The following is a 24,974-nucleotide window of genomic DNA, read 5'->3' on the forward strand; positions in this document are numbered from 1 at the left end:
GGTCCGGAAATCTCTCCGGGGCTATTCACTCATGCGGCGCTCACCAGGCACAGGGCAGGTCGGCCCTGATCACCGTCGGACCACCTTCGGGGCTGACCACCGTCACCACGCCGTCGATCGTCGCGGCCCGGTCGGCGAGCCCGGCGAGGCCGCCACCGGGCCGGATTTCGGCACCGCCGTGCCCGTTGTCGGTGATCTCGACGACGACCTTCTCGTCGGCGCGCCACACTTTGACGCTCGCTTCCGTCGCGCCCGAGTGCTTCGCGATGTTGGTGAGCGTCTCGCCCACGATGAAGTACGCGGTGGTCTCGACCGCGGCCGGCGGGCGCGGATCGACGTCCACCTCCACGTCGACGGGGATCGGCGATTTCGCCGCCTGCGCCGACAACGCCGCGTCGAGGCCGCGGTCGCCCAGCACCGCCGGGTAGATGCCGCGTGCCAGGTCCCGCAGCTCCGCCACCGCGAGCTTCGCGTCGGTGTGGGCCTCGGCGATCAGCTCACGCACGGCTTCGGGGTCCTTGTCGAACTTGTTCTTCGCGCGCCCGAGGCTCATCGCGACCGACACGAGCCGTTGCTGCGCGCCGTCGTGCAGGTCGCGCTCGATCCGGCGCCGCTCCGCCTCCGCCGCGTCCACGCCACGGGCCCGGGACGCCTGCAGGCGCTGGGCCTTCGCTTCGAGCCGCTTCGCGCGGTTCGGGCCGAGCAACGCCAGCGCGAGCGAACCGTGGGCCCAGCCGATCCACGGCGCCACCCAGATCGCCATCGGCAGCAGGATGATCGACGCGAGCCCGACGGCGAACTCGACGGCGCTCAACGGGAGCGCCGCCAGGACGTACCCGAGGTCCCGCCAGGTGGTCGGGTCCACCAGGCGGTACCGCCAGCGCCGGAGCACGCCGCCCTCGGCCGGGGCGCGCTCCACCGGCGGCAGCGGCGAGTCCAGCATCCGGCGGACGTAGCGGCGTTCCAGGTCACCGAACCCGCGCACCATGCTGGTGGTGAACATCAGCAGCGGGATGCCCACCCAGATCACCACGGTCGCGAGGCCGACGCCCAGCAACACCACGGTCAGCGCGAACTGCACGAGGTGCAGCGGGAAACCGGTGATGAAGTAGGCGATCGTGCGGACGGCCTTGGGGCGGGGCTGCTCCAACGGCGCCCGTTCGTCGGACATGGCGGTCATCATGCCACCGCGCCGACGGGCTCTTCGGCGATGCGGCGGGCGCGCGGCCCCGGCCCGAGCAGCACCCGCACCAGCCTCGCGTGCGCCACCCCCAGCGCCCGGGTCATCGCGATCGCCAGCGCCAGCACCGCGAGCCCCAGCGCGGCCCACGGCAGCGCGTCGACGGTCGAGTCGACGACCACGTGGTGGGTGCCGTCGAACGTGATGAACGCGGCGTTCGGCAGGTAGCGGAAGTAGATGGGAAGCGCCGCCAGGCCCAGCCCGGCCGCCCACGTCACCACCAGCGGGACGAACTCGGCCATCCCGAGCGGCAACAGCAGCACGAAGTAACCCATGTCCCGCCACGTCGCACCGTCGAGCACCCGCGTCCGCCACCGGAGCCGCCAGTCCGTATTGGGCAGCGGCCGGTACGGCGACACGACGTAGGTGCCGAGCAGGGCGTGCGCCCGCGCCCGCTCGAACCGGGCGGCCGCGCGGCAGCCCAGCACCAGCAACGCCAGCACCGGAACCCCGATCCAGATGACCGCCGTCGTCAGGCCCACCGCGGCGAGGGTGGTCACGCCGACGAAGCCGGCGATGCCCAGTGGCAGGTTGAGCAGCAGGTAGAGCAGGGAGCCGGCGATGGACGGGTACGGCCTGCTCCCGTCCTCGACCGAGGATGCCGACGTCATGGTGTTCCCTCCGACTGGTGACACCGACCAGCATGCGGCGGCGCCGGGGGAGGTCACCAGGGGGAAGCCGGGCATCCTGCGGGTAGGGGAAGCCCTACCCCAGGGGAACAAACCGGGTTGCCGGGGGCGTTAGACTGAACAGGTTGTGAACCACCAGCTAGGGGGTGAACGGTTTCGACTCTGGACGTTGAGTCAGGGGAAGCGTGCCGGTGCAGGCGAGAGACCACCGTTAAGCGTCGCCGTAACCAAATAAGCGCCAAGACTAATAGTCAGCGCGACTACGCCCTCGCCGCCTGAGCGAGTGCGTGTCTGTCGGCCCGGGAGTGCCTCCGTCCCGGTTCGCCGGCATCAGCTAGGAGGCTCACCTTCCGGGTTCGGCCGCGGGGCCCGGAAGGGAAGCAAACAGCGGCTGGGCCCGTCACATCGGCTTGTTCGCGTGACCGATGGGGCTGAGTAGAGGCATAGCGGACTGCGCACGGAGAAGCCTTGGTGAGGCGCCAGAGGACCCGGGTTCAATTCCCGGCACCTCCACTCTCGGATGGGCGGACTCTGCCCGCAGGAAACCTGCGGGCAGAGTCCGCTCGTCGTGTTTTCTGGGGGCGCGGCCCCCAGGCCCCGCCCGGGGGCGAGCCCCCGGACCCCCTCCGGCTGGGCGCGTTGGGTGGGGTGGGTGGGGGGGGGTGCGGTTGGTCAGAAGGTGGTTGGGTCCGTTGGTCTGATGTGGAGGGCCAGTAGGGGGGCGTTTCGGGATGGGCGGGGGATTTCCAGCCATTCGGTTCCGCCCCGCTCGTTGAAGTACCACGGCATGTCGCGGATGTAGCGGCATTCCAGGCCGATCGAATGTGATGTTCCGTCGGGCCACGCGGAACCGTGGAGCCAGACTTGGTCGGGGGTCACGCCGCGTCGCACCAGGTGGGAGAGTGCTGCGCGTGCCGCGCGTCGCAGCGGGCTGCCCGGTGACCAGCGGCGCCAGCAGAGATCGTCGACGCACGCCTCGAGCGAAGGGTCGTCTTGGAGTGTGAGCCGGTCGATGCTGATCGCGCCGCGCTGCTGGAGTTCGATCAGGTTGAACCGGACATCTACCGGGATCCTGCGTTCCATCCCCGCGAAACAGGGAATTCTCCCGTGCTCGGGATCGTTCGACGCCGCTGCCACGGCTGACGGATTCGACCGCCGCTCACGGTAAGCGGCCTGTTTGCAGGCAGCCGAACAGTACTCGCGCGGTCGGCCCCTGGGATTGATCACCGAGATCTTGCGTTGCCGGCAGTGGGCGCAGGGCAGGAGCTGGTCGACCCGGAAACGCGCGCCGATGTTCCGGACCGCTGCTGAGCTTTGCCAGTCGAGGTCTTCCGGAGCGAGGTCGCCCTCACGGAGGTACTCCGCGAGCCCGTCTACAGCGCCGGCAAGCAGTCCGTGTACATGTCCGAGGTAGTCGTAGTCGGGTATGCCACCCGTCGGGCCCCTGTACATGCGAACGAGCACTGCCACGGGGACCGAGAAGCCGTAGCGAAGGACGACGAGTTCGGCTTCGGTCTTCTTCAGTTTCGCGAGCGCCAGCCCGAGTACGTCCTGATCCCCGTGCTGGATGGCGGCTCTCGCCGTGGGGTCCCACAGGTTCAATCCAGCTCCTTCGTGCGGAGACGACTGAGCGCGGTGAGGACGCTAGGCAGCGCGCCGAGTACGGCCGCGAGGTCACACGGCTTCGCCCGGTTGATCGCCTTGACTGCGATCGTCCTCATCGTGTGCGTCGCGTAAAGGGCCGTCATGCACCACGTGCTGGTCGTCGCGATCGCGACCAGTGTCACTGCGTCCGTGTTCATCGGACCTCCTCATGCAAAAGGGCCCTCGCGTCGCACGCGAAGGCCCTGGAATGAAAAATGCCCGCTGGCGGGCGCCAGGGGCATTGCGGGCAGGATCACACCCGTGAGGAGACGGTAGCAGAGGTCCCTGGGGCAGGAATCAGGGCTCAGAACCGGTGTTTCCGCTGGTCACGGGGTCTGAGCAAGAGAGCTTCCGTTTCGTAACACCCGCCGGCTCAGCTGGGGGTCAGGCCTGCCGTCAGGATCTGCAGGTACTGCCGCGCGTGCTTGGGGGTGTGCGGGGACGCCTGGAGGGCGTGGGCGACGCCGCAGAGCAGGCTGCGGATGTCCGCCGGGCGGACGTCCTTCCGGATGCGGTTCTCCCGTTTTCCCGCGCGCAGCAGTGCCGAGAGCGCTTTGTCGAAACGGTTCTTGAGTTTTTCCACCGCCGGGTCTTCGAGCTCCGCCGATTCCAGAACCGCCGCCAGGCACGAATCCCTCAGTATTCGGTTGAGCGCATAGCGTAACAATTCGTGCAGTGCGGCCTCGGAATCGGCGTCGGTGGCCGCGGTTTCGGCTCGTTCGGCCAGTTCGGACAGCGGCTCCGCCGCCAGGGCCTCCAGTAGTGCCTGCCGCGTCGGGAAATGGCGGTACACCGTGCCGACACCTACGCCGGCCAGTCGCGCGATCGTGTTCAGCTGGAGCGAGTCGTCCCCGGACGCCACCTGGGCACGCGCTATCCCGAGCACGTGTTCGCGGTTGCGTGCGGCGTCGGCGCGCCGTGGCATTTCGCCCCTGAGTGTCACGGCGGGCATCCTACGATATCCGGATCCGCTAACCGCTCGGATGTGCAATCCGAATGCACAATGTCCGGCGAGCGGTTTTCCGTCGTGTTGCCTTCGTGTGACGGAGCGGAGCGAAACTGGACGCCCCTGCCCCGCGCCTGCGATGCTTGCTCCGAACGTGGCGAATTCGCCACGGTCTGTGCTGAGCCGGAAGTAGGTGCCAGATGGCCCGGGTAAGCCGTGCGAGCAACGCCGAAGACGCCCTCGAACGGGGCTGGCTCGCGGGTGTACGCGCCGAGGAGAAGGTCCTCCGTGACGAGCAGGAGAGCCGCGCCGCCCGCACCGTCGCGGGACATTCGAACGACGCCGCGGAGTGCGCCGAGCTGCTCGAGATGCTCGGCCTGCACGCCGAGCAGGGCAAGCAACTGATCTGACGTCAGGGGCGACCGCCGATGCGGCTGGTCAGCTCCCCGGCCGCGAGGCGCACCTCGTCCGCGACCTCCGGCCAATCCCGCCCGCACACCACCGCCTCGTCCGGGCAGTGGTGCCGCAGCGTCACGCTGATCGCCGCCATCGGGCGGCCCCCGTGGTCGAACACCGGATACGCCACCGACGCGAAGCCGGGCGTCACGAACCCGTCCTCCACCGCCCAGCCCCGCCGCCGCTCCACCGCGAGCGACCGGCGCAGCTCGGCGAGGCTCCGCGGACCCCGGTCCGTGCGGCGGACGAACGCGTCCGCCCGCGGGAACAGCGCCCGCACGTGTGCGGCCGGGAGGTGCGCGAGCATGGCCCGGCCGGACGCGGGCAGGTGCGCGGGGATGCGCACGCCGACGTCCGTCACCAGCGTCTCCGGGCGCGCCGGCCGCTCCTTGAGCAGGTAGACCAGCTCGTTGCCGTGCAGCACGCCCAGCTGCGCGGTGTGCCCCACGCGGTCGACGAGCTTGCGCAACACCGGCCCCGCCAGCCGCTCCAGCGGATCGTGCCGCAGGTACGCCGAACCCAGCTCGAACGCCGCGATCCCCAGGCCGTAGCGGCGCTCGGCAGGCAGGTGCACGACGAAACCGGCGGCTTCCAGCTCGGCCAGCAGGTGGTAGGTCGTCGACCGGGGCAGGCCCAGCTCCCGCGCGATCGTGGCCGCCGACGCCGGACCCGCCCGCCGCGCCAGCGCGCCGAGCACCGCCAGCCCGCGTCGGAGCGCGGGAACGTCGCTGCTGCTGCCCATCTGTCTGGCATACCAGACACAACCGGGTGATCGCCTCCTGTCCCGGTGCTCCTTCGCGCTGTGCAATGGGCTGATGGAACGCACAGTGCGGTTGGACGCGGGCCCGGTGAGCCGGGAGCAGGTGGTGGCGGTCGCGCGCGGGAGCGCGCGCGTCGAGCTGGGCGAGACCGTGCTGAAGAACCTCGCGGAGACCCGGTGCCACATCGACGCGCTGGCCGAGGCGGAGCAGCCCACGTACGGCGTTTCGACGGGGTTCGGGGCGCTCGCCATCCGGCACATCCCACCGGACCGGCGGACCGCACTGCAGCGCTCGCTGATCCGCTCGCACGCCGCCGGCGCCGGGCCCGCCGTGGAGCCCGAGGTCGTGCGGGCGCTCATGTTGTTGCGGCTGAGCACGCTGGCCACCGGCTACACCGGCGTCCGCCCGGAGACCGCGGCCGCGCTGGCCGGGCTGCTCAACGCGGGCCTCGTGCCGGTGGTGCACGAGTACGGTTCGCTCGGCTGTTCCGGGGATCTCGCACCGCTCGCGGCCGTCGCGCTCGCGCTCATGGGCGAGGGTGAGGTGTTCGACCGCGACGGCAACCGCAGGCCCGCCGCCGACGCGTTGCGCGACGCGGGGCTCACGCCGGTGACGCTGGCGGAGAAGGAAGGGCTCGCGCTCACCAACGGCACCGACGGCATGCTCGGCATGCTGGTGCTCGCGCTCGCCGACCTGAACCGGCTGCTCGACACCGCCGACCTCACCGGCGCGATGAGCGTGGAAGCCTTGCTGGGCACCGATCGCGCGTTCGCCGCCGACCTGCAGGCCTTGCGGCCGCACCCGGGACAGGCCCGGTCGGCACGTCGGATGTCCGCCGCGCTGCGGGGTTCCGAGATCGTCGCGAGCCACCGCGGGCCGGACTGCACCCGCGTGCAGGACGCGTACTCGCTGCGTTGCGCCCCGCAGGTGCACGGCGCCGCGCGCGATACCGTGAGCCACGGCGAGCTGGTCGCCGACCGGGAACTCGCGGCGGCGATCGACAACCCCGTCGTGCTCGCCGACGGTCGCGTGGAGTCCAACGGCAACTTCCACGGCGCACCCATCGCCTACGTGCTGGACTTCCTCGCGATCCCGGCCGCGGACGTCGCGAGCATCGCCGAGCGCCGGACCGACCGGATGCTCGACATCACGCGTTCCCAGGGGCTGCCCGCGTTCCTCGCGCACGACCCCGGTGTCGACTCCGGCTACATGATCGCCCAGTACACGCAGGCGGCGGTGGTGAGCGAGCTGAAACGGCTCGCCGTACCCGCGTCCGTGGATTCGATCCCCAGCAGCGCGATGCAGGAGGACCACGTCTCGATGGGCTGGTCGGCCGCGCGCAAACTCCGCCGCGCCGTGGACGGGCTGACCACGGTTCTCGCCGTCGAACTGCTGACCGCCGCGCGGGCGCTGGACCTGCGGGCGCCCCTGCGCCCCGCGCCCGTGACCGCGGCGGTGCGGGACCTCGTGCGGGCGCGGGCCGGCGGGCCGGGGCCGGACCGGCACCTGGCCCCGGAAATCGCCGCGGTGGAGGAACTCGTCAGGTCGGGAGCCGTTCTCGAGGCACTGGAGGAAGCATGACCGTCCGAGCCGCACGCGGGTCGAAGCTGACCGCGAAGAGCTGGCAGACCGAGGCAGCGCTGCGGATGCTGCACAACAACCTCGACCCCGAGGTCGCCGAACGGCCGCGGGACCTGGTCGTCTACGGCGGCACCGGCAAGGCCGCCCGCGACTGGCCGAGCTTCGAGGCCATCACCCGGTGTCTGACCACTTTGGACGATGATGAGACCCTGCTGGTGCAGTCCGGCAAGCCCGTCGGGGTGCTGCGGACGCACGAGTGGGCGCCGCGGGTGCTGCTCGCGAACTCGAACCTGGTGGGGGACTGGGCGAACTGGCCGGAGTTCCGGCGGCTGGAACAGCTCGGCCTGACGATGTACGGGCAGATGACCGCCGGTTCGTGGATCTACATCGGCACGCAGGGCATCCTGCAGGGCACGTACGAGACCTTCGCGGCCGTGGCGGAAAAGCGGTTCGGCGGCTCGCTGAAGGGGACGCTGACGGTGACCGCCGGGCTCGGCGGGATGGGCGGGGCGCAGCCGCTCGCGGTGACGATGAACGGCGGCGCGGTGCTGGTCGTCGAATGCGATCCCGAGCGTGCGCGCCGGAGGCTCGAGACGCGGTACCTCGACGAGCTGGCGTCCGATGTGGACGATGCGGTGCGCCGGGTGACGCAGGCGAAGCAGGAGGGGAAAGCGCTTTCGGTCGCGGTCATCGGCAACGCGGCCGAGGTGCTGCCGGAGCTGCTGCGGCGGGGTGTCGAGGTGGACGTCGTCACCGACCAGACGTCCGCGCACGACCCGCTGGCGTACCTGCCGGTCGGTGTCAGCGTCGAGGACTGGCACGACTACGCGGCGAGCAAGCCGGAGGAGTTCACCGAACGGGCAAGGGCGTCGATGGCGCAGCACGTGTCCGCGATGCTGGGCTTCCTCGACGCGGGCGCGGAGGTGTTCGACTACGGCAACTCCCTGCGCGGTGAGGCGAAACTGGGCGGTTGCGAGCGGGCTTTCGACTTCCCCGGCTTCGTGCCCGCCTACATCCGCCCGCTGTTCTGCGAGGGCAAGGGCCCGTTCCGATGGGCCGCGCTGTCGGGCGATCCCGCCGACATCGCCGCGACCGACCGCGCGATCCTCGACCTGTTCCCCGAGAACGAGTCGCTGGCCCGCTGGATCCGGCTCGCCGGGGAGCGTGTCGCCTTCCAGGGACTGCCGGCGCGGATCTGCTGGCTGGGCTACGGCGAACGGCACCTGGCGGGCCTGCGGTTCAACGAGATGGTGGCGAGCGGTGAGCTGTCCGCACCGGTCGTGATCGGCCGCGACCACCTCGACTCCGGCAGCGTCGCCTCGCCGTACCGCGAGACCGAGGGCATGGCGGACGGTTCGGACGCCATCGCCGACTGGCCGCTGCTCAACGCGCTGGTGAACACCGCGTCGGGGGCGAGCTGGGTGTCGATCCACCACGGCGGCGGCGTCGGCATGGGCCGGTCGATCCACGCGGGGCAGGTGTGCGTGGCAGACGGGAGCGAGCTGGCCGGGCAAAAGATCGAGCGCGTGCTGACCAACGACCCTGGGATGGGCGTGCTGCGGCATGTGGACGCCGGGTACGACCGGGCGGCGGAAGTGGCCAGGGAACGCGGATTGCGGGTGCCGATGCTGGAGCGTCCGTGAGCGCCGTCGGGCTGCTCGGCGAGATCGCGGACGTTGGGCGGGACCGGTCGCGTGGCGGCTACTCGCGACACGTCTTCGACTCGGCCGAAGGGGAACTGCGGACGTGGTTCACCGAGCAGGCGGGGCGCCGCGGGCTCGACGTGGAGACCGACCGGAACGGCAATCTCTGGGCGTGGTGGGGAACTCCGGGGCCCGGCGCGGTCGTGACCGGCAGCCACCTCGATTCCGTGCCGGGCGGCGGTGCCTTCGACGGCCCGCTCGGTGTGGTGAGCGCGCTCGACGCCGTGGCGCGGCTGAAGGAATCCGGTGTGCGGCCACGCCGGCCGCTCGCGGTGCTCGTGTTCGCGGAGGAGGAGGGCGGCCGGTTCGGCGTGCCCTGCCTGGGATCGCGGCTGCTCACCGGGGCGATCGACGCCGACAGGGCGCGGGCGTTGCGGGATCCGGATGGCGTGACCCTCGCGGAGGCGGCGCGGCGGATGGGGTTCGCGCCGGAGCGGTTCGGCCGGGACGAGGAAGCGCTTTCCCGGATCGGCACCTTTCTGGAGCTGCACGTCGAGCAGGGGCGGGGGCTGGTCGACCTCGGTTCGCCGGTCGCCGTCGGCAGCACGGTGCTCGCCCACGGACGGTGGCGGTTCACGTTCACCGGCCAGGGGAACCACGCCGGCGCCACGCTGATGGCCGACCGGCACGACCCGATGCTGCCCGCCGCGGCGGTCGTGTCGGCGGCCCGCCGGATCGCGTCGAAGGTGGCGGGCGCGAGGGCGACCGTGGGCAGGATCGTGCCGAAACCGGGTGGCACCAACGTGATCGCGTCCACTGTGGACCTGTGGCTGGATGCGCGGGGGCCGGCACGTCCTGTGGTGGACGAGATCGCCGAGGTCGCGCGCCAGGCCGCCGCGGACGAAGGGTGCGAGGTGCGCCTCACCGAGGAGTCCTTCAGCGACACCGTCGCGTTCGACTCCGGCCTGAGAAAGCGCTTGCGCGACCGGCTGGGCGGGGTGCCGGAACTGCCGACCGGCGCAGGGCACGACGCCGCCGTGCTCGCCGCCCACGTCCCGGCGGGGATGCTCTACGTGCGCAATCCCACCGGGATCAGCCACGCGCCGGAGGAGTTCGCGGAGGACGACGACGTGGAGCACGGCGTGCGGGCGCTCACCGAGGCGCTCAGGGACTTGTCGACATGACGACCTACTGGGCGGAGCGGGCCTGGCTGCCGGACGGACCCTCCACGGCAGTCCGGCTGGAGGTCGAGGACGGCGTCTTCACCGAGGTCACGCCAGGGGCACCGCGTGCGGGAACGGTGCTCACCGGGCTCGTCCTGCCCGGCTTCGCCAACGGGCATTCGCACGCCTTCCACCGGGCCTTGCGGGGACGGACGCACGGGGAGCGCGGCACGTTCTGGACGTGGCGCGAACGGATGTACCAGCTGGCCGCGCGGCTCGATCCCGATTCGTACTACCGGCTGGCCCGCGGTGTGTACGCCGAGATGGCGCTTTCCGGCTACACCAGCGTCGGCGAGTTCCACTACCTCCACCACGCCCCGGGCGGTCGTCCCTACGACGATCTCAACGCGATGGGGCACGCGCTGGCGCGGGCCGCGGCCGACGCGGGAATCCGGCTGACGCTGCTCGACACCTGTTACCTCGCCGGAGGATTCGGCCGCGAGCTCGACGAGCGGCAGCAGCGGTTCGGCGACGGGGACGCCGAGTCCTGGGCGGCCCGCGTCGCGGACTTGCGGCCGGAGGGCCTGACCCGCGTGGGTGCAGCCGTGCACTCGGTGCGTGCGGTGCCGGTGGAGCAGCTGCCCGTGCTGGCGAACTGGTCCGGACCACTGCACGTCCACCTGTCCGAGCAGCGCGCGGAGAACACCCAGTGCCTCGCCTACCACGGTCGGACACCCACGCAACTGCTCGCCGAAGCGGAGCTGCTCGGGCCGCGCACGGTCGCGGTGCACGGCACGCACCCGACGCGCCACGACATCCGCGCGCTGGCCGAGACCGGCACCCGCGTGTGCTTCTGCCCGACCACGGAACGGGACCTCGGCGACGGCATCGGGCCGGCGCGGGCGCTCGCCGACGCCGGGGTGGGACTGTGCCTCGGCAGCGACAGCCAGGCCGTCGTCGACCCGTTCGAGGAGGCGCGGGCACTGGAGATGGACGAGCGGTTGGCGTCGGAGCGGCGCGGCCGCTTCAGCATGGCCGAGTTGCTGGCGGCGTCGACCGATCACGAGGCTCTCGGGTGGGATCGTGCGGGGCTGCTCCCCGGTGCTCCGGCGGATCTCGTTGCGGTGGACCTGAAATCCCGGAGGACAGCCGGTACGGATCCGGAGGCGGTGTTGCTGACGGCGAGTGCGGCGGACGTGACGGACGTGCTCGTCGCGGGCCGGGAGGTCGTCCGGGACGGGGTGCACCAGTTGGTTGAACGACCGGAAAAGGTGCTGGCGGAGGAAATCGAGGCGCTGTGGCGATCCTGATCGACAACATCGGCGAGCTGACGACCAACGACCCCGAGCTGGGCACACGGCACGACGCGGCTGTCGTGCTCGACGGTGAGCGCGTCGCGTGGGTCGGGGCGTCCGGCGCGGCACCGGACGCCGACGAGCGGTTCGACGTGGGCGGCAGGGCGGTGCTGCCGGGGTGGGTGGACAGCCACACGCACCTGGTGTTCGCGGGGGACCGGACCGCCGAGTTCGCCGCGCGCATGGCCGGAAAGCCTTACACGGCAGGCGGGATCGCGACGACCGTCGAGGCGACGAGGGCGGCATCCGACGAGGCGCTGGCGGCGAACCTGCGCAGGCACGTCGCGGAGGCGGAGCGGCAGGGCACGACGTGCCTGGAGACCAAGACCGGGTACGGACTGTCCGTTGTGGACGAACTGCGGTCGGCGAGGATCGCCGCGGAGGTCGTCGACGAGGTCACGTTCCTCGGTGCGCACCTCGTCCCACGCGGTGCTGATGCGGAGTCCTATGTGGACCTCGTGTGCGGTGAGATGCTCGACGCCGTCGCGGAACACGTGCGGTGGGTCGACGTCTTCTGCGAGGAGGGCGCGTTCGACGAAGCGCAGTCGGAGCGGGTGCTGCGGGCGGCGGTGAAGCGTGGGCTCGGTGTGCGGGTGCACGGCAACCAGCTCGGCCCCGGTCCCGGTGTGCGGCTCGCGGTCCGCGTGGGCGCGGCGAGCGTCGACCACTGCACGTACCTCACCGACGACGACGTGGCGGCGCTCGCCGGTTCCGCCACGGTCGCGACGCTGCTGCCGGCGTGCGACCTGTCCACTCGCCAGCCGCTCGCCCCGGCACGGCGGCTGCTCGACGCGGGGGCGGTCGTCGCGCTCGCCACGAACGCCAACCCGGGCAGCTCGTACACGACGTCGATGGCGTTCTGCGTCGCGACGGCCGTGCTGCAGATGCGGATGACCGTCGAGGAGGCCGTGTGGGCGGCCACCGCGGGAGGTGCGGCGGCGTTGCGCCGGGACGACGTGGGGTTCATCCGCCCAGGTGGCCGGGCTGATCTCCAGGTCCTCGACGCACCGTCGGCGACGCACCTCGCCTACCGGCCGGGAGTCCCCTTGACCTGGGCGGTTTTCCGGCGGGGAGTTCACCGGATGTTCAATCCGAGCCCGCTCGATTGATTCACTCACTCGGTATCGTCCGAGTACGTGGACCCCTCACTCATCGTCATCGTGGTGGTGGTCGCGGCACTCGCCTTCGACTTCACCAACGGCTTCCACGACACCGCGAACGCCATGGCGACGTCCATCGCCACGGGCGCGCTCAAGCCCAAGGTCGCGGTCTCGATCTCCGCGGTCCTCAACCTCGTCGGTGCGTTCCTGTCCATCGAGGTCGCCAAGACGATCTCCGGCGGCATCGTCGACGACACGAAGGTCACCCCGACGGTCGTGTTCGCCGGGCTCGTCGGCGCGATCATCTGGAACCTGCTGACCTGGCTGTTCGGCCTGCCGTCCAGCTCCTCGCACGCGTTGTTCGGCGGCCTGATCGGCGCGACGTGGATCGCGTCGGGCGCGGACGCCGTGCACTTCGCCGCGGTCGTCGAGAAGATCCTGATCCCCGCCGTGGCCTCGCCGCTCGTCGCGGGTCTGGTCGCGGTGGTCGGCACGTTCCTCGTGTACCGCATCACCGCGTCCGCCCGGCAGGACGTCGTGTCGAAGACGTTCAAGACCGCGCAGGCGCTGTCCGCCTCACTCGTCTCGCTCGCGCACGGCACCAACGACGCGCAGAAGACGATGGGTGTGATCACGCTGACGCTGATCGCGTCCGGTTCGCTCGCCGCCGGGTCGGGGCCGCCGCTGTGGGTCGTGCTCAGCGCGGGCACCGCGATCGCGCTCGGCACCTACCTCGGCGGCTGGCGCATCATCCAGACGATGGGCAAGAAGATCACCGAAATCCAGACCCCGCAGGGGTTCGCGGCCGAGACCAGTGCCGCGGTGACGATCCTCGCGTCGTCGCACCTCGGTTTCGCGCTGTCCACGACGCACGTCTGCTCGGGCGGGATCATCGGTTCCGGTGTCGGGCGCAGGCTCGCCGAGGTGCGCTGGGGCGTGGCCGGCCGGATGGCGCTGGCGTGGCTGTTCACCCTGCCCGCGGCGGCGGTCGTCGGTGCCATCGCGGCGGAGGTCGCGGGCAGCGGCAGCGTCGGCACGGTGCTGGTGGGCGTGGCCGGGGTCGCCATCGCCGTGGTCATCTACCTGTGGTCGCGCCGCAACCCGGTGACCGCGCAGAACGTCAACGAGTCGCCGGCCGAGCCGGTCGCCGCGGCCGCCTGAGGAGCGCCATGAAGATCGACTGGGCTGCCCTCGGCAGCGTGTTCCTGATCGCGCTGGTCGCCGTGAGCGTGCTCACGAGCCTGTTCGCGGTGGGGGTGCGTGGCCTCGCGGCGCGCACCACGGCGCGGGAGACCGGGGCGAGTGGCGGGAGCGGGCTCACGACGGCGGTGGTGTGCTTCGCCGTGTGTGTGGCCGTTGTGGGGTACGGGATCTACCTCATCGTCGCGGCTTAGGTAGGCGGTGTTCCGCCTTCGCGAACACCGGAGCGAACCCAGCTCGGTGTCACGGGGCCCGTTGCGGTGAATTGGTGGTACCGGGAGCACAGGGTAGTAGATAGAACGTTCTTTCTTGACGTTGGTGCGGTCCGCTGTCATCCTCGGTGAGGAGGCTCGTCGACACAGCGGCGACACATCAGGTCAAGAGGGGACCAACGTGCCTTTTGTCCAGTCGAACGGTATCGAAATCCATTACGAGAGGTTCGGAGATCCCGGTGATCCGCCGATGTTGCTGATCATGGGAGTTGGCGAGCAGCTTCTCGCGTGGCCTGACGGGTTTTGTGAGCTTCTCGCCGGCCACGGCTTCTCCGTGATCCGCTTCGACAACCGCGACGTCGGTCTGTCCACCTGGCTCGATGAGCTCGGCGACGTCGACCTCACCGGACTGCTCCACGGTGATTTCTCAACCGTGCGCTATCACCTGTCCGACATGGTCGCCGATGCCGCCGGCCTGCTCGCCGCGCTGGGCATCTCCCATGCCCACCTGGTCGGGGCCTCCATGGGCGGCGGCATCGCTCAACAGCTCGCCATCGACAGCCCCGAGCTCGTCGACAGCCTCGCCTCGATCATGTCGAGCACGAGCGACCGCTCTGTCGGAAAGTCCACCCTGGACGACCCCACTGCCCTGGTGCCTTCGTCCGGTGACGACCGCGAGACGGCGATCGCCGCGGATGTCAGACTCCACCGCCTCATCGGGGGGCCGGGTATCGAGGCCGATGACGAGGAGCTGGTCCGCCGGGCCACCGCCGCATACGACCGCGCCTACCACCCGGCCGGCACGCTTCGTCACATCGCCGCCAACGCGACGGCTGCCGATCGTACCGATGCCCTGCGCGGCCTGAAGCTCCCGACGGTGGTCATCCACGGCGATAGCGATCCTCTGGTCGACGTGAGCGGCGGACGCGCCACAGCGGCCGCGGTGCCCGGTGCCGAGTTGCTGGTGATCCCGGGCATGGGGCACTCCTTGCCCGGAAGTGCGTGGAACCGGATTGCCGACGCCATCGCGGCGAACGCCGCCAAGGCATGACCCACGCGGTGCCGCGCGAACATCACGGATCAGGAGCTGTTGCGGCCTCTGCCGTCGTGGGTGGCTTTCAGGTCGGTGAGGTAGTGCACCCGCGCCGGGTCGTCGAGTAGCTCGGCGACCCGGGGCAGTGCGTGTTCCGGGATCGCGCCCAGGCTGGCCACGATCGCCGTCTCCGGGAGGGTGTCCACGAAGCGCGCGATGGTGATCCAGTCCTCCCGCCGCGCCAGTTCCCGTGCGACCGCCACCACCAGCGGCGGCGGGAAACCCGCGATGATCCCGGCCGCGCGTCGCGGGTCCAGCTCGGCCGCCACGTCCGCGAGGAAACCGGGTGACAGCCGCTTCGCGATGTCCACCCCGCGGCTGACCTCGACGAGACCGGCGATGCGCGCCGACAGCACCGGCCCGAAAACGCTTTCCGCCATACGCGCCAGCAGGGGGGTGGGCAGCAGCCTGCTCGCCCCCGCCATCCGCTCCAGCGCCCCGCGGTGCGCGTCGAACAACACGCTGGTCACCTGATCCCGCAGCAGCCGCAGGTCGGCGGCGGGCACGTCCCGCAGGTAGGAAAACCGCTCCGGCGCCACGCCGAGCACGCGCGCCAGCTTCCGGATCTCCGCGTCGGAGCTCATCTACAGCCCCATGGCCTTGCGCACCGCGGGCCGCAGCAGCGCCGGGACGAACCGCAGCGCCTCGTCCCCGGCCTTCGCCAGTGCTCTCGCCTGCCGCCGCCGCGCCGCCCGCAACGCCTCCGCGAGGTCCTCCTGGTGCGCCTCCGGCAGCGCCGCGACGCCCTCCGGCAGGCTGCCGAGCTGCGCGGCGAGAGTGCGGTCGTCCATCTCCCGATCATCTCATCTCGCTACGGTTTCCCGCATGACAGTGCACATCGAGACCGAGTACGTCACCGTCGACGGCCTGCGCACCTACCTCGCCCGGCCCGCGGGCGGCTCCCCGCACGGCATGCTCCTGCTGCCCATGATCACCGGCATCGGGCAGCAGATCCGGGACTGGGCCGACGAGTTCGCGCGCCGCGGTCTCACCGCGCTGACCTGGGACCCGTGGCACGGCGTGAGCAGCGACGACACCCCCGCCGAGGAACTGCACGAGCGCATGACGCGGCTCGACGACGAGACCTGCCTCGACGAGCAGCGCCGCCTGCTCGACCACCTGCTCGGCGAGCTCGGCTGCACCAGGGCCGGGGTGATCGGCTGGTGCCTCGGCGGCCGGTTCGCCCTGATCCTCGGCGGCCGCGACGACCGGCTCGCCAACGTCGTCGCCTACCACCCCACCGTGCCCGGCACCCCCGCCCCGAACCACACAGTCGACGCCGTCGAGCACACCGCGCGCATCAAGGCACCCGTGATGATGCTGTACCCCGGCCAGGACGAACTGGTCCCCCACGAGAGCTTCCAGCGCCTGCAGTCCGCGCTGCAGTCCCGCGAAACCGGGCCCAGCATCGTGCACGTCTACCCGCAGGCCGGGCACGGGTTCAGCAACCGGCAGTGGCACGGCGACCCGGCGAACGCCGAGGCCTTCGCGCTGTCGTGGCCGCAGGTGCTGGAACTGATCACGGTCACGACGCGCTGAAGTGGGCCTTCGGCCAGAATGCGGACATGACTTCTCGGAGGGTGAGCCCGCTCGACCTGGCCATGCTCGCGCTGGCGATCGTTTCCGTCGGGCTGCTCGCCTACGTCACGTTCTTCCCCCACCCGGCCGAGGTCGCGCACTGGGTCTTCGTCGCCGACACGGCGATCTGCGGGATCTTCCTCGTCGAGTTCCTCCTGCGCTGGCGCCGCTCCCGCTGGGACCGCCGGTTCCCGCTGCGCAACTGGTACGAGGTGCTCGGCATGATCCCGATCGCCCACCCGGCGCTGCGCGGGTTCCGGCTGCTGCGGGTGGTCGTGGTGCTGGTGCGGCTCGCGCGCACGGCGGACAGGGCGTTCGGCGAGCTGTTCACCCAGCGGCTTGTGGAACGGCTGTCGCGGCCGATCGTGCTGGCGATCAAGAAACCGATCACCGTCGCGGTCATGGACGAGGTGGTCAAGGTGGTCGAGACCGGCAGCTACCCGGAGAACCTCGCGCGGTCGCTGGGGGAGCACCAGGAGATGCTGCGGGCGATCATCACCGAGAAGCTCAAGGCCGACCGGCAGGCCGGGCGCCTGTCGCGGCTGCCGTTCCACGACGAGATCGTCGGCACCGTGCTCGACACGACGATGCGCGTGATCCTGGAGGTGCTCGTGGACCCGCGCATCGACGTCTTCTTCGCCGAGGTGGTGCGGGAGAACCGCGAGCAGATCCGCCAGGCCGTGCTGCTGGGCCTGCACGAACGCGAGGACGACGAGCTGGAGCAGCGGCTGGCCCGCGGTGCCGCAGCGCACGCTGCTGCGGGACGTCAGCGGCGGGTCGGTGCCGCGCTGAGCGGGTCCTGCGGCCAGGAGTGCTTGGGGTAGCGGCCGCGCAGCTCCGCCCGCACCGACGGATAACCGTTGCGCCAGAACGATTCCAGGTCGCTCGTGACCGCGGCGGGACGGCCGGCGGGGGAGAGCAGGTGCAGCACCACCGGCACCCCGGAGACGCGTGGCGTGGCGAGCCAGCCGAAGGTCTCCTGCAGTTTCACCGCGAGTACCGGCTCTCCGGTCGAGTAGTCGACCCGGATCCGGGACCCCGTGGGCACTTCGAGCCGGTCGGGGGCGAGTTCGTCGAGTCGTCCGGCCTCCGGCCACGGAAGCAGGTTCCGCAGCGTCTGCACGGTGTCGATCCGCGCGAGGTCGGCGCGGCGGCGGGCGGTGCCGAGCCAGTTCTCCGCTGCGGCGAGCAGGTCTTCGTCGGACATGCCCGGCCACGGTTCCCCGTGCACGCGATGCAGGAACGCGAGCCTTTCCCGTAGCCGCACGGCTTCCGGCGTCCACCGTAGGAGCCCGAGCCCTTCCTTGCGCAGCCCGTCGGCGAGCGCCTGCCGGACCAGCTCGGGGTCCGGGTCGCGCAGCGGCTTCTCGCTCAGCACGATCGCGCCGAGGCGGCGCACCCGGCGGGCGACGACGTCACCGTCCCAGCGCACTTCGTCCACTTCGGACACCAGGTTCGGCGCGGCCCTGACCGCCAGCTCGGCGTCCGCGCGCGCCGCGAGCCGGATGACGCCCTGCGCGCGGCCCGGATCCCGCGTCGCTTCGGCGACGGCGAGCCATTCCCCGTCGCCCAGGCCGCTGCCGCGCGGCAGTTCGGCCGCCGTGCCGCCCGCCATCAGGTACACGGGAGAACCCGGTTCGCGGCGGCGCGCCAGCCGCTCGGGGTGGGCGAGGGCGACGACCAGCGCGGGGTCGGGCGCTTCCGGCGCCGCGGACACGAGCCGCGACAGGCGGCGGACCTCGGCGCGCCACCGCTCGTCACGCGTGTCCCGCAGCCTCCGCAACTCGGCCTCGACGTCGGTGAGCGTGCCCCCGGCGTCCAGCAGCGCGACGACCTCCGCGGCCGAGCGCGGTCCGACCTGCTCCGCGCCGTCGAGCAGGGCCCGCGCGAGGCGGGGGTGCAGGCCCAGCGCGGCCATCCGCCTGCCGCGCTCGGTGACCTTGCCCTCCGCCAGCGCCCCCAGCGTGCGCAGGAGCTCTTGGCCGGCGTCGAGTGGTCCTTCCGGCGGCGGGTCCCACCACGCCAGGCCCGCCCCGTCCGGGGTGGACCAGCAGGCGAGTTCGAGCGCGAGCCGGCTGAGGTCGGCCGTGCGGATCTCGGGCTCGGGGTACGCGGGGAGGCTCGCCTGCTCGTACTGCGCCCAGCACCGGTACGCCCGCCCCGGTGCTTCGCGGCCCGCGCGTCCGGCGCGCTGCTCGGCGACGGCCGCCGAAACGCGCACTGTGGCCAGTCCCGGCAGGCCGCGGCGGTGGTCCACGCGCGGCACGCGGGCGAGCCCCGAGTCCACGACCGCGCGCACGCCGGGCACGGTCAGGCTCGACTCCGCGACGGCCGTCGCGAGCACGACACGCCGTTCCGGACCGGGGCGCAGGGCCGCGTCCTGACGGGCGGGGGAGAGCCTGCCGTGCAGCGGCAGGACGTTCAGGTCGCCCAGCAGTGCCGTGGTTCTCGCGATTTCTCCCGCACCGGGCAGGAACGCGAGCACATCACTGTCCCCTTCGGACAGTGCGGTGCGGACGGCCCTGGCGACGGTGGCTTCGACGCGCTCGTTGCGCGCGGGCGGGACGTAGCGGACTTCGACGGGGAACGTCCGCGCGTGCGCGGTGATCACGGGCGCGTCTCCGAGCAGCTCCGCGAGGCGGCCGGACGCGACGGTCGCGGAGGTCGCGAGCAGGCGAAGGTCCTCCCGCAGCCCGCCGCGGACGTCGAGCAGCAGCGCCAGCAGGAGGTCGGCGTCGAGGTGGCGTTCGTGGCATTCGTCCAGCAGCACCGTGTCGACGCCGGGGAGTTCGGGATCGCCCTGCAGCCGCCGCACGAGCAGCCCGGACGTGACGACCTCGATCCGCGTGCGGGCCGAGACCTTGCGGTCGCCGCGCACGGAGTAGCCGACGGTCTCGCCCACTTCCTCGCCGAGCAGGGACGCCATGCGACTCGCGGCCGCCCGCGCGGCGAGACGGCGCGGCTCGGCGACCACGATGCGGCCCGCCGTGCGTTCGGCGAGCGCGAGCGGGACCACGGTCGTCTTGCCGGTGCCGGGCGGGGCGACGAGCACGGCCGTGCCGTGCGCGGACAGTGCGTCGTGCAGCTCGCCCAGCACCTCGCGGACGGGCAGGTCGGGCAGTTTCATCGTTCGGTCACCGCGGGCGGGGCGGGCAGCGGGTAGCCGGAGGGGCCGATGTTGGCGCGCAGCGAGTCCGCCCAGCGGCCGGTGTCGATCATCTTCTTGATCGCGTCGTCGAGCGCGGCCTGGCCCTGCGGGTCGCCCTTGCGCAGGCCGATGCCGTAACGCTCGGTCGAGAACGGTTTGCCGACGACCTTGAGCAGCTCGGGGTTCTGCGTCACGTACCCGGCGAGGATCACGCCGTCCGTGGTCACCGCGTCGACCTGCCCGGCGAGCAGCGCCGTCACGCAGTCGGGGTAGCGCGGGTACTCGACCAGCTGCACGGCCTGCGCGAAACGGGCCTTCACCTCCTGCGCGGGGGTGGAGCCGGTGACCGAGCACAGGCGGCGGCCGTTGAGCGTCTCCGGGCCGGTGATCGCGGTGTCCGAGCGGCGCACCAGCAGGTCCTGGCCGGTCTCGAAGTAGGGGCCGGCGAACGCGATGAGCTGCTTGCGCTTGTCGGTGATGGAGTACGTGGCGACGACGAGGTCCACCGTGCCGGACGTGAGGTCGGTCTCCCTGGTCGCGGACGTCGTCTCCCGCCAGGTGATGCCGGAGGGCTTGACCCCGAGCTGCCCGGCGACGAACTCGGCGACGTCCACGTCGAAGCCCACGAACCGGCCGTCGAGGGTGTGCTCGGCGAGTCCTGGCTGGTCGAAGCGGATGCCGATGGTCAGGTGCCCGCTGTCGGCCTTGCCGAGCAGCGTGTTCGGATCCGGCGACGAACACGAGGCCAGTCCGGTCAGGAGCAGGAGGACCGCGATCACCCGAACGAGCGGCACCGGCTGCTCCTTCCCGCCCGCGCGGCGTGACCTCACAAATTTCTCAGGACGTGTCGATAGCCTAAGCGCGTGTTCCGGCCTTCCCAACCCGTACTCGACACCGTCGGGACCGTGGTGCGGCTCGGCCTGGCCGCGGTGTGGCTCGTCTCGGGGACCATCAAGTTCGCCGACCCCGGGCAGACGTACCTCGCGGTGAAGGCCTACGAGCTGCTGCCCGACGGGCTGCTGCACCCGGTGGCGACCGGGTTGCCGCTGCTCGAGCTGGCGCTGGGCGTGCTGCTGCTCGCCGGGCTGCTGACCAGGGCCGCCGCGGTCGGCTCGGCCGTGCTGCTGGTGCTGTTCATCGGCGGGGTGGCGCAGTCGTGGGCCCGCGGGCTGACGATCGACTGCGGCTGCTTCGGCGGCGGTGGCCAGGTGGCGCAGGGGCAGACCCAGTACCCCCAGGAAATCGCGCGTGACGTGGGCTTCCTCGTGCTCGCGGGGTGGTTGATCGTGCGGTCGCGGACGAGGCTCGCGGTCGACGGCTGGCTGCGTTCCGGTCGTGAGCGGCCGGTGGCCGTGCAAGAAGCAGAAAGGATCTGAAACAAGTGGGTGGAGCGGAGCGGTCCGCACGCAAACGCCGCCAGGCCCAGTCGGCCGGCGCGCGGGCGGTGGCGCAGGCGCGCGGATCGTCGGGCGGCAACCGGAAGACGATCGTCGCGGTCGTCGCCGTGGTGGTGCTCGCGGCGCTGGTCGTCGGTGGCGTGATCTGGACGAACTCGTCGAAGAACCAGACCGAGGGCCAGTCGATCGCGCCGGTGACGGCGAACGCGGCGCTGGACACGGCGAACGAGCGCCACGACGCCACGGTCGTCTCGGGCCTCGACAACGCCCCCGCGAAGATCGACATCTACGCTGATTTCCTGTGCCCGTACTGCGGGCAGCTGCAGAAGGCCTACGGGCAGCAGATCGAGCAGCAGATCGAGGCCGGGAAACTGCAGGTCACGTACCACATGATCCCGCTGCTCAACAACCGCTCCGACCCGCCGGGCTACTCGCTGGCGTCCGCGAACGCCGCCCTGTGCGCCGCGGACCAGGGCAAGTTCACCGCCTACCACGACAGCCTGTTCGCCAGCCAGCCCGAGGAGGGCCAGCGCGGGTACGACAACGCGCAGCTGGTCAAACTGGGGCAGGACCTGGGCATCACCGCGCCGGAGTTCGCCACGTGCGTCGACAACGGCACGTACAACCAGCCCCTGAACGCCGCGCTGACGAAGATCTCGGCCGACCCGACGTTCCAGGGCACCCCGACGATCCTACACAACGGCACGCAGATCGACTGGTCCAAGCCCAGCTGGGTCACCGACCTCGTGTCCCAGTCCTGACGCTTCCCGCGCCGGGGGGTCTGTAACGGGACCCCCCGTGCGGGGCGCCGGCGGCGGTCGGGTACTGTAGGCACACACCACGCGGGGTTCACCTCCGCACGGGGCTATGGCGCAGCTGGTAGCGCACCTCACTGGCAGTGAGGGGGTCAGGGGTTCGAGTCCCCTTAGCTCCACTCGTTTCTTGATCGCCCGGCACTGCGGTTTCTGCAGGTCGGGCGTTGTTTTTAGGTGTGCCGTAAATTCGTCCATTGTGGATTCGGTTTCAGTTACTGTTCAGTAGGTGGAGCAAAACTGGAGCAGGGCCGTGACCCCGTTTCAAACGGGGTCACGAAAACTGCTCCAGAGGGGTCGTCCGACTGGGTGTTCTTTGACAGGGGCTCCGGCCGGTGGTTCTGCTTGTGCGCGGCGGTGTCGCTTGGTGCGGTTCGCGGTTCTGGGACATGCTGCTGTGGTCGGTCGGTGACAAGCTGATTGGCGGCTGGGTGACGTTGTAGTCGACCGGTGGGTTTCGTGTAGGGCCGCGGACCCGGCGGCGACACCTGTGTGCCGGACGTTGGCTGCGGAAGTCACGGCGTCACGTGGGGCCGGGCTGGCATCATCGGCGTCATGTCGCCGATCAGGGGGCCCGAGGGGCTCGGGTGGACGCCGGAGCGCCGGGAACTCCATGCACTTATCGATCGCCACAATGAGACCTGATTACCGCGACCACGCTGTTCGAGCTGGATCGCCGCAGCCCCGGCGACGGCAAGTCAGCGGTCATCTACGCGCGCGTCAAGCGTCGTCGGCCTGATGAGTAAGGCCAGCCGCTCCCTCTGGTTATGCCCATACCTTCCACTCGTCGCTGAACGACTGCCAGGGATGCCGTCCGGAGTCGTGGCGGTCGATCAGCTGGGCGACGCCTTTCGCCCACATCGGGAGGTCTGCCATCTCGAGCAGTAGTCGGCGCTGCATCTCGGCCCAGCGCAGCTCGATGGTTCGAGCGCCGCGGTGCGCGCGGAGCACGACCTCGTCCGGCTGGACGGTTTCCTGACCGCGAGGGAGTACCCACTCCGCGGCGAGACCGACGTCGTCCAGCGCGGCAAGCAGCGGCTCGCTGGACATCGTGACGAAGTACATGGCGTAGTCGGTGATCAGCCGAGTGCACAACGCGGGTGACAGCGGATAGATCGACCACGGCGGCATCGTTGGCGAGCGCGCCACGAGGTCATCGCTGCGCGCGTAGACCAGGTGCCCGACATCAAGGATGCGAGCCCGTTTGACGGCCTGGAGGTGTTCGGCAGCCGTCCGGTCGATGAGTTCGCGTTCTGACCACAGGTCGTAGCCGCGCACGATGTCGGTCGCCACCAGTGCCCGGCCGCCGGGAACCTTTATCCCTTGGACGCCACGCTCGTGGGCGAGGTCGAAGGCTGTGCCCAGCAGGTTGAGGTGCGTCTTGTACGGGATGTCGAGCGGCACCAGTCTGCCGGGCAGATCGCCGGGCAACGGCCCACCGGAGCGGATCGCTTCCTCGGCCATCCGCTGACGGCGCGCTTGCCGTGACACGGTGCGGTTGGGGTCGGATTTGATCTCGTGCAGATACGCCTCGTAGTCGTTGCCGATCTCCTTGAACAAGGTGGCGTCGCCGATGGTCAAGCACGAGGTGAGGTCGTGCAGCAGGACGAATCGACCCTCGTCGCGCCACCACTTGGTCACGAACGCGCGTTCGGCGGCCAAGCCCTTCTTGCCGGCCATCGGGCCAGGATGCTGATTCCGGGAGAGCGCGATGATGACGCGTCGGTCGTAGCTGAATACCCGCCAGGCCAGACCATCAGCGACCGACCGCAGCTGACGGTCGACCCGTTCACAGACGTCTGCCTCAAGGTCCCAAGTCTCTTCGCTGGTCGCCGGGTCGGCGGACCTGAGCTCGGGGGCGTCGGCCGGCACGGCCTTGCCCTGCCGGAGCAGCGTCGCAACGCGCCGGCACCCTGCCCGATGTTCCTGAACCTCCAGCACTCGCGCGAGCAGGTCCTGCTGGAAGTCGTAGAAGTCCCGGGCACTCCGACATTGCCGCAACGCGGTGATCAGCCGCGTCAGGGTGCCGACCCCGTCCTGGTGAATCGGGTGGCGGAAGATCTGGTTCGTTCGCTCGAGCGGCATGTCGTTAAGCAGCGGCATCAACGTAGCCTCCCATGACATCACCGAGCCTCAGATCAGTCAGCCCAGGGCCGCTCGCCAGGTCGACCGGGACGCCTCGAACAGGGAGAATGGGTGCGCCACACGCTGTCATCCCCGGTCGGTGATCCCGCGGTTCGGTAGTGCCGCACCGGTCGGCAGCGATGGAGTTGACGGGGCGGGCCAGCCTTTTCCCCTCGATGCTGGCCCACCTATGAGTGTGACTCTCCTGATCGGCCTGACCAGCGAGTTCAGCGCGAAAGTCGATCTTCGTCCGCGTGGAGGTGAATGGGTCTCACCTCCTGGCAAGTCACGTGCTTTGAGATCTTCAGCAGTGACGCACCGTTGGTTGGGCATCTCCAGTCGACGCTCGCAACTGCCGCGAAGCCGCACGCGGTTTCGGCAGAAACTCCACTCCCGTTGAGGCAACCCGAGCACCGTTTGCCGGTACGGCGCTACTCGGCGGGCCGCGCCTCGTGGGCGAGCTTGGGAGTGGCGTGCTCAGTTTGCACGGCGGACCGGTCGGGGATGGTCGGTGCGGCCCGGCTGAAGTCCAGGTCGTCGAATTCCCCCATTGAGTCGGCGAGCTGGTCGCCGACGATGTCGCGCAGCACCTTGATGGCCGTTACCAAGAGGTATCGGTGTTCGGGGGTGAACAGATAGTCGAAGGCCGCCTCGGCGTAGGCGTGGTCGCCGCAGCGTGCGTCGAAGCAGGGTGCTCTCGGACGCGGCCGGCGAGGTGGAGATCGCGGTTCCGCGGGATCGGGAATCCACGTTCGAGCTGCAGATTGTGAAGAAGCGGCAACGTCGGCTCACCGATGTGGACGAGATCGTGCTGTCACTGTATGCGAAGGGAATGACCACCGGGGAAATCTCGGCGCATTTCGCCGAGATCTACAGCGCCTCGGTGAGCAAG

25 protein-coding genes, 1 tRNA gene, 1 other RNA gene and 1 pseudogene are annotated in these 24,974 nt (G+C 70.7%); 16 read left to right on the forward strand and 12 right to left on the reverse strand.

Annotated features, from left to right (window positions below; all coding sequences use genetic code 11):
• Positions 1 to 40 precede the first annotated feature (40 nt).
• Positions 41 to 1,180: a sensor histidine kinase gene (locus ABFX51_RS30010; RefSeq protein ID WP_346055666.1), complete on the reverse strand. Its 1,140-nt coding sequence runs from the start codon at positions 1,178 to 1,180 to the stop codon at positions 41 to 43.
• Complete coding sequence (locus tag ABFX51_RS30015) at positions 1,180 to 1,851, reverse strand: sensor domain-containing protein (protein WP_346055667.1); 672 nt, start codon at positions 1,849 to 1,851, stop codon at positions 1,180 to 1,182. The genes ABFX51_RS30010 and ABFX51_RS30015 overlap by 1 nt, the downstream gene beginning before the upstream one ends.
• Before the next feature lie 160 nt (positions 1,852 to 2,011).
• On the opposite strand from ABFX51_RS30015, the gene ssrA reads away from it, so the two are divergent.
• Positions 2,012 to 2,385: a transfer-messenger RNA gene (gene ssrA, locus ABFX51_RS30020) on the forward strand.
• Positions 2,386 to 2,541: 156 nt separating this feature from the next.
• Here ssrA and ABFX51_RS30025 read toward each other — a convergent pair.
• The 3 genes from ABFX51_RS30025 to ABFX51_RS30035 form a co-directional block, all read right to left on the reverse strand.
• Positions 2,542 to 3,471 (reverse strand): hypothetical protein, encoded by a 930-nt coding sequence (locus ABFX51_RS30025; RefSeq protein ID WP_346055668.1) that lies wholly within the window; start codon positions 3,469 to 3,471, stop codon positions 2,542 to 2,544.
• Positions 3,468 to 3,671 carry a hypothetical protein gene (locus ABFX51_RS30030; RefSeq protein ID WP_346055669.1) on the reverse strand — a complete coding sequence of 68 codons (204 nt, stop codon included), beginning with the start codon at positions 3,669 to 3,671 and terminating at the stop codon, positions 3,468 to 3,470. Before ABFX51_RS30030 ends, ABFX51_RS30025 begins: the two co-directional genes overlap by 4 nt.
• Before the next feature lie 215 nt (positions 3,672 to 3,886).
• Complete coding sequence (locus ABFX51_RS30035; protein WP_346055670.1) at positions 3,887 to 4,438, reverse strand: TetR/AcrR family transcriptional regulator; 552 nt, start codon at positions 4,436 to 4,438, stop codon at positions 3,887 to 3,889.
• Between the two features lie 221 nt (positions 4,439 to 4,659).
• Here ABFX51_RS30035 and ABFX51_RS30040 point away from each other — a divergent pair, with 221 nt between their 5' ends.
• Positions 4,660 to 4,869, forward strand: coding sequence for a hypothetical protein (locus ABFX51_RS30040; RefSeq protein ID WP_091508816.1), 210 nt, complete (start codon positions 4,660 to 4,662; stop codon positions 4,867 to 4,869).
• Positions 4,870 to 4,871: 2 nt separating this feature from the next.
• Here the strand turns inward: ABFX51_RS30040 and ABFX51_RS30045 are convergent, their stop codons facing one another.
• Positions 4,872 to 5,657 (reverse strand): IclR family transcriptional regulator, encoded by a 786-nt coding sequence (locus ABFX51_RS30045; protein WP_346055671.1) that lies wholly within the window; start codon positions 5,655 to 5,657, stop codon positions 4,872 to 4,874.
• A gap of 73 nt (positions 5,658 to 5,730) precedes the next feature.
• Between ABFX51_RS30045 and hutH the strand changes: the two genes are divergently transcribed.
• The 8 genes from hutH (at position 5,731) to ABFX51_RS30085 (ending at position 14,981) form a co-directional block, all read left to right on the forward strand.
• Entirely contained in the window at positions 5,731 to 7,257 is a 1,527-nt protein-coding gene (gene hutH / locus ABFX51_RS30050; protein ID WP_346055672.1) for a histidine ammonia-lyase, read from the forward strand.
• Entirely contained in the window at positions 7,254 to 8,900 is a 1,647-nt protein-coding gene (gene hutU, locus ABFX51_RS30055; protein WP_346055673.1) for a urocanate hydratase, read from the forward strand. The genes hutH and hutU overlap by 4 nt, the downstream gene beginning before the upstream one ends.
• On the forward strand, positions 8,897 to 10,084 hold the full coding sequence (locus tag ABFX51_RS30060) for an allantoate amidohydrolase (RefSeq protein ID WP_346055674.1): 1,188 nt from the start codon (positions 8,897 to 8,899) through the stop codon (positions 10,082 to 10,084). Before hutU ends, ABFX51_RS30060 begins: the two co-directional genes overlap by 4 nt.
• Entirely contained in the window at positions 10,081 to 11,373 is a 1,293-nt protein-coding gene (locus tag ABFX51_RS30065) for a formimidoylglutamate deiminase (RefSeq protein WP_346055675.1), read from the forward strand. Before ABFX51_RS30060 ends, ABFX51_RS30065 begins: the two co-directional genes overlap by 4 nt.
• A complete protein-coding gene (hutI, locus tag ABFX51_RS30070) occupies positions 11,361 to 12,527 on the forward strand; it encodes an imidazolonepropionase (protein WP_346055676.1) in 1,167 nt (388 codons plus the stop codon). The genes ABFX51_RS30065 and hutI overlap by 13 nt, the downstream gene beginning before the upstream one ends.
• A gap of 27 nt (positions 12,528 to 12,554) precedes the next feature.
• A complete protein-coding gene (locus ABFX51_RS30075; RefSeq protein WP_346055677.1) occupies positions 12,555 to 13,679 on the forward strand; it encodes an inorganic phosphate transporter in 1,125 nt (374 codons plus the stop codon).
• A gap of 8 nt (positions 13,680 to 13,687) precedes the next feature.
• Positions 13,688 to 13,912: a hypothetical protein gene (locus tag ABFX51_RS30080; protein ID WP_091508799.1), complete on the forward strand. Its 225-nt coding sequence runs from the start codon at positions 13,688 to 13,690 to the stop codon at positions 13,910 to 13,912.
• 124 nt (positions 13,913 to 14,036) lie between these two features.
• The gene (locus ABFX51_RS30085; protein ID WP_346055688.1) at positions 14,037 to 14,981 is read left to right on the forward strand and encodes an alpha/beta fold hydrolase; all 945 of its coding nucleotides are present in this window, start codon (positions 14,037 to 14,039) and stop codon (positions 14,979 to 14,981) included.
• A 29-nt stretch (positions 14,982 to 15,010) separates the two neighbouring features.
• Here the strand turns inward: ABFX51_RS30085 and ABFX51_RS30090 are convergent, their stop codons facing one another.
• Positions 15,011 to 15,607: a hypothetical protein gene (locus ABFX51_RS30090; protein WP_346055678.1), complete on the reverse strand. Its 597-nt coding sequence runs from the start codon at positions 15,605 to 15,607 to the stop codon at positions 15,011 to 15,013.
• On the reverse strand, positions 15,608 to 15,814 hold the full coding sequence (locus tag ABFX51_RS30095; protein ID WP_346055680.1) for a hypothetical protein: 207 nt from the start codon (positions 15,812 to 15,814) through the stop codon (positions 15,608 to 15,610).
• Between the two features lie 34 nt (positions 15,815 to 15,848).
• On the opposite strand from ABFX51_RS30095, the gene ABFX51_RS30100 reads away from it, so the two are divergent.
• Together ABFX51_RS30100 and ABFX51_RS30105 are read left to right on the forward strand one after the other, a co-directional pair.
• A complete protein-coding gene (locus ABFX51_RS30100; RefSeq protein WP_346055681.1) occupies positions 15,849 to 16,562 on the forward strand; it encodes a dienelactone hydrolase family protein in 714 nt (237 codons plus the stop codon).
• 26 nt (positions 16,563 to 16,588) lie between these two features.
• Complete coding sequence (locus tag ABFX51_RS30105; RefSeq protein WP_346055682.1) at positions 16,589 to 17,425, forward strand: ion transporter; 837 nt, start codon at positions 16,589 to 16,591, stop codon at positions 17,423 to 17,425.
• Here ABFX51_RS30105 and hrpB read toward each other — a convergent pair.
• Positions 17,368 to 19,728, reverse strand: a complete 2,361-nt coding sequence (gene hrpB, locus ABFX51_RS30110; protein ID WP_346055683.1) for an ATP-dependent helicase HrpB — start codon at positions 19,726 to 19,728, stop codon at positions 17,368 to 17,370. The genes ABFX51_RS30105 and hrpB overlap by 58 nt on opposite strands.
• Positions 19,725 to 20,543 carry a glutamate ABC transporter substrate-binding protein gene (locus ABFX51_RS30115; protein ID WP_428832512.1) on the reverse strand — a complete coding sequence of 273 codons (819 nt, stop codon included), beginning with the start codon at positions 20,541 to 20,543 and terminating at the stop codon, positions 19,725 to 19,727. Before ABFX51_RS30115 ends, hrpB begins: the two co-directional genes overlap by 4 nt.
• A 69-nt stretch (positions 20,544 to 20,612) precedes the next feature.
• Between ABFX51_RS30115 and ABFX51_RS30120 the strand changes: the two genes are divergently transcribed.
• The 3 genes from ABFX51_RS30120 to ABFX51_RS30130 all read left to right on the forward strand — a co-directional run bounded on the left by ABFX51_RS30120 (position 20,613) and on the right by ABFX51_RS30130 (position 22,080).
• Positions 20,613 to 21,125: a MauE/DoxX family redox-associated membrane protein gene (locus ABFX51_RS30120; protein ID WP_091508782.1), complete on the forward strand. Its 513-nt coding sequence runs from the start codon at positions 20,613 to 20,615 to the stop codon at positions 21,123 to 21,125.
• Positions 21,126 to 21,130: 5 nt separating this feature from the next.
• Positions 21,131 to 21,907 (forward strand): DsbA family protein, encoded by a 777-nt coding sequence (locus ABFX51_RS30125; RefSeq protein ID WP_346055684.1) that lies wholly within the window; start codon positions 21,131 to 21,133, stop codon positions 21,905 to 21,907.
• A 100-nt stretch (positions 21,908 to 22,007) separates the two neighbouring features.
• Positions 22,008 to 22,080: transfer RNA gene (locus tag ABFX51_RS30130), tRNA-Ala, on the forward strand.
• A gap of 643 nt (positions 22,081 to 22,723) precedes the next feature.
• Here the strand turns inward: ABFX51_RS30130 and ABFX51_RS30135 are convergent.
• On the reverse strand, positions 22,724 to 24,061 hold the full coding sequence (locus ABFX51_RS30135; RefSeq protein ID WP_346055685.1) for a hypothetical protein: 1,338 nt from the start codon (positions 24,059 to 24,061) through the stop codon (positions 22,724 to 22,726).
• A 452-nt stretch (positions 24,062 to 24,513) separates the two neighbouring features.
• Positions 24,514 to 24,690 carry a hypothetical protein gene (locus ABFX51_RS30140; protein ID WP_346055686.1) on the reverse strand — a complete coding sequence of 59 codons (177 nt, stop codon included), beginning with the start codon at positions 24,688 to 24,690 and terminating at the stop codon, positions 24,514 to 24,516.
• A gap of 59 nt (positions 24,691 to 24,749) precedes the next feature.
• Between ABFX51_RS30140 and ABFX51_RS30145 the strand changes: the two are divergent.
• A pseudogene (locus ABFX51_RS30145) lies at positions 24,750 to 24,974 on the forward strand (transposase); the annotation flags it as partial.

The sequence above is a fragment of the Amycolatopsis dongchuanensis genome, from assembly GCF_039542405.1.
GTDB lineage: Bacteria > Actinomycetota > Actinomycetes > Mycobacteriales > Pseudonocardiaceae > Amycolatopsis_E > Amycolatopsis_E sacchari.

Excerpts from the sequence above, each read along its gene's own strand:
- ABFX51_RS30030 (WP_346055669.1), bottom strand. The coding sequence starts at position 3,671 with ATGAACACGGACGCAGTGACACTGGTCGCGATCGCGACGACCAGCACG.
- ABFX51_RS30010 (WP_346055666.1), bottom strand. The coding sequence starts at position 1,180 with ATGACCGCCATGTCCGACGAACGGGCGCCGTTGGAGCAGCCCCGCCCC.
- ABFX51_RS30065 (WP_346055675.1), top strand. The coding sequence starts at position 10,081 with ATGACGACCTACTGGGCGGAGCGGGCCTGGCTGCCGGACGGACCCTCC.
- ABFX51_RS30015 (WP_346055667.1), bottom strand. The coding sequence starts at position 1,851 with ATGACGTCGGCATCCTCGGTCGAGGACGGGAGCAGGCCGTACCCGTCC.
- ABFX51_RS30045 (WP_346055671.1), bottom strand. The coding sequence starts at position 5,657 with ATGGGCAGCAGCAGCGACGTTCCCGCGCTCCGACGCGGGCTGGCGGTG.
- ABFX51_RS30105 (WP_346055682.1), top strand. The coding sequence starts at position 16,589 with ATGACTTCTCGGAGGGTGAGCCCGCTCGACCTGGCCATGCTCGCGCTG.
- ABFX51_RS30090 (WP_346055678.1), bottom strand. The coding sequence starts at position 15,607 with ATGAGCTCCGACGCGGAGATCCGGAAGCTGGCGCGCGTGCTCGGCGTG.
- ABFX51_RS30040 (WP_091508816.1), top strand. The coding sequence starts at position 4,660 with ATGGCCCGGGTAAGCCGTGCGAGCAACGCCGAAGACGCCCTCGAACGG.
- ABFX51_RS30135 (WP_346055685.1), bottom strand. The coding sequence starts at position 24,061 with ATGCCGCTGCTTAACGACATGCCGCTCGAGCGAACGAACCAGATCTTC.
- hutU (WP_346055673.1), top strand. The coding sequence starts at position 7,254 with ATGACCGTCCGAGCCGCACGCGGGTCGAAGCTGACCGCGAAGAGCTGG.
- ABFX51_RS30035 (WP_346055670.1), bottom strand. The coding sequence starts at position 4,438 with ATGCCACGGCGCGCCGACGCCGCACGCAACCGCGAACACGTGCTCGGG.
- hutH (WP_346055672.1), top strand. The coding sequence starts at position 5,731 with ATGGAACGCACAGTGCGGTTGGACGCGGGCCCGGTGAGCCGGGAGCAG.
- ABFX51_RS30080 (WP_091508799.1), top strand. The coding sequence starts at position 13,688 with ATGAAGATCGACTGGGCTGCCCTCGGCAGCGTGTTCCTGATCGCGCTG.
- hrpB (WP_346055683.1), bottom strand. The coding sequence starts at position 19,728 with ATGAAACTGCCCGACCTGCCCGTCCGCGAGGTGCTGGGCGAGCTGCAC.
- ABFX51_RS30100 (WP_346055681.1), top strand. The coding sequence starts at position 15,849 with ATGACAGTGCACATCGAGACCGAGTACGTCACCGTCGACGGCCTGCGC.
- ABFX51_RS30095 (WP_346055680.1), bottom strand. The coding sequence starts at position 15,814 with ATGGACGACCGCACTCTCGCCGCGCAGCTCGGCAGCCTGCCGGAGGGC.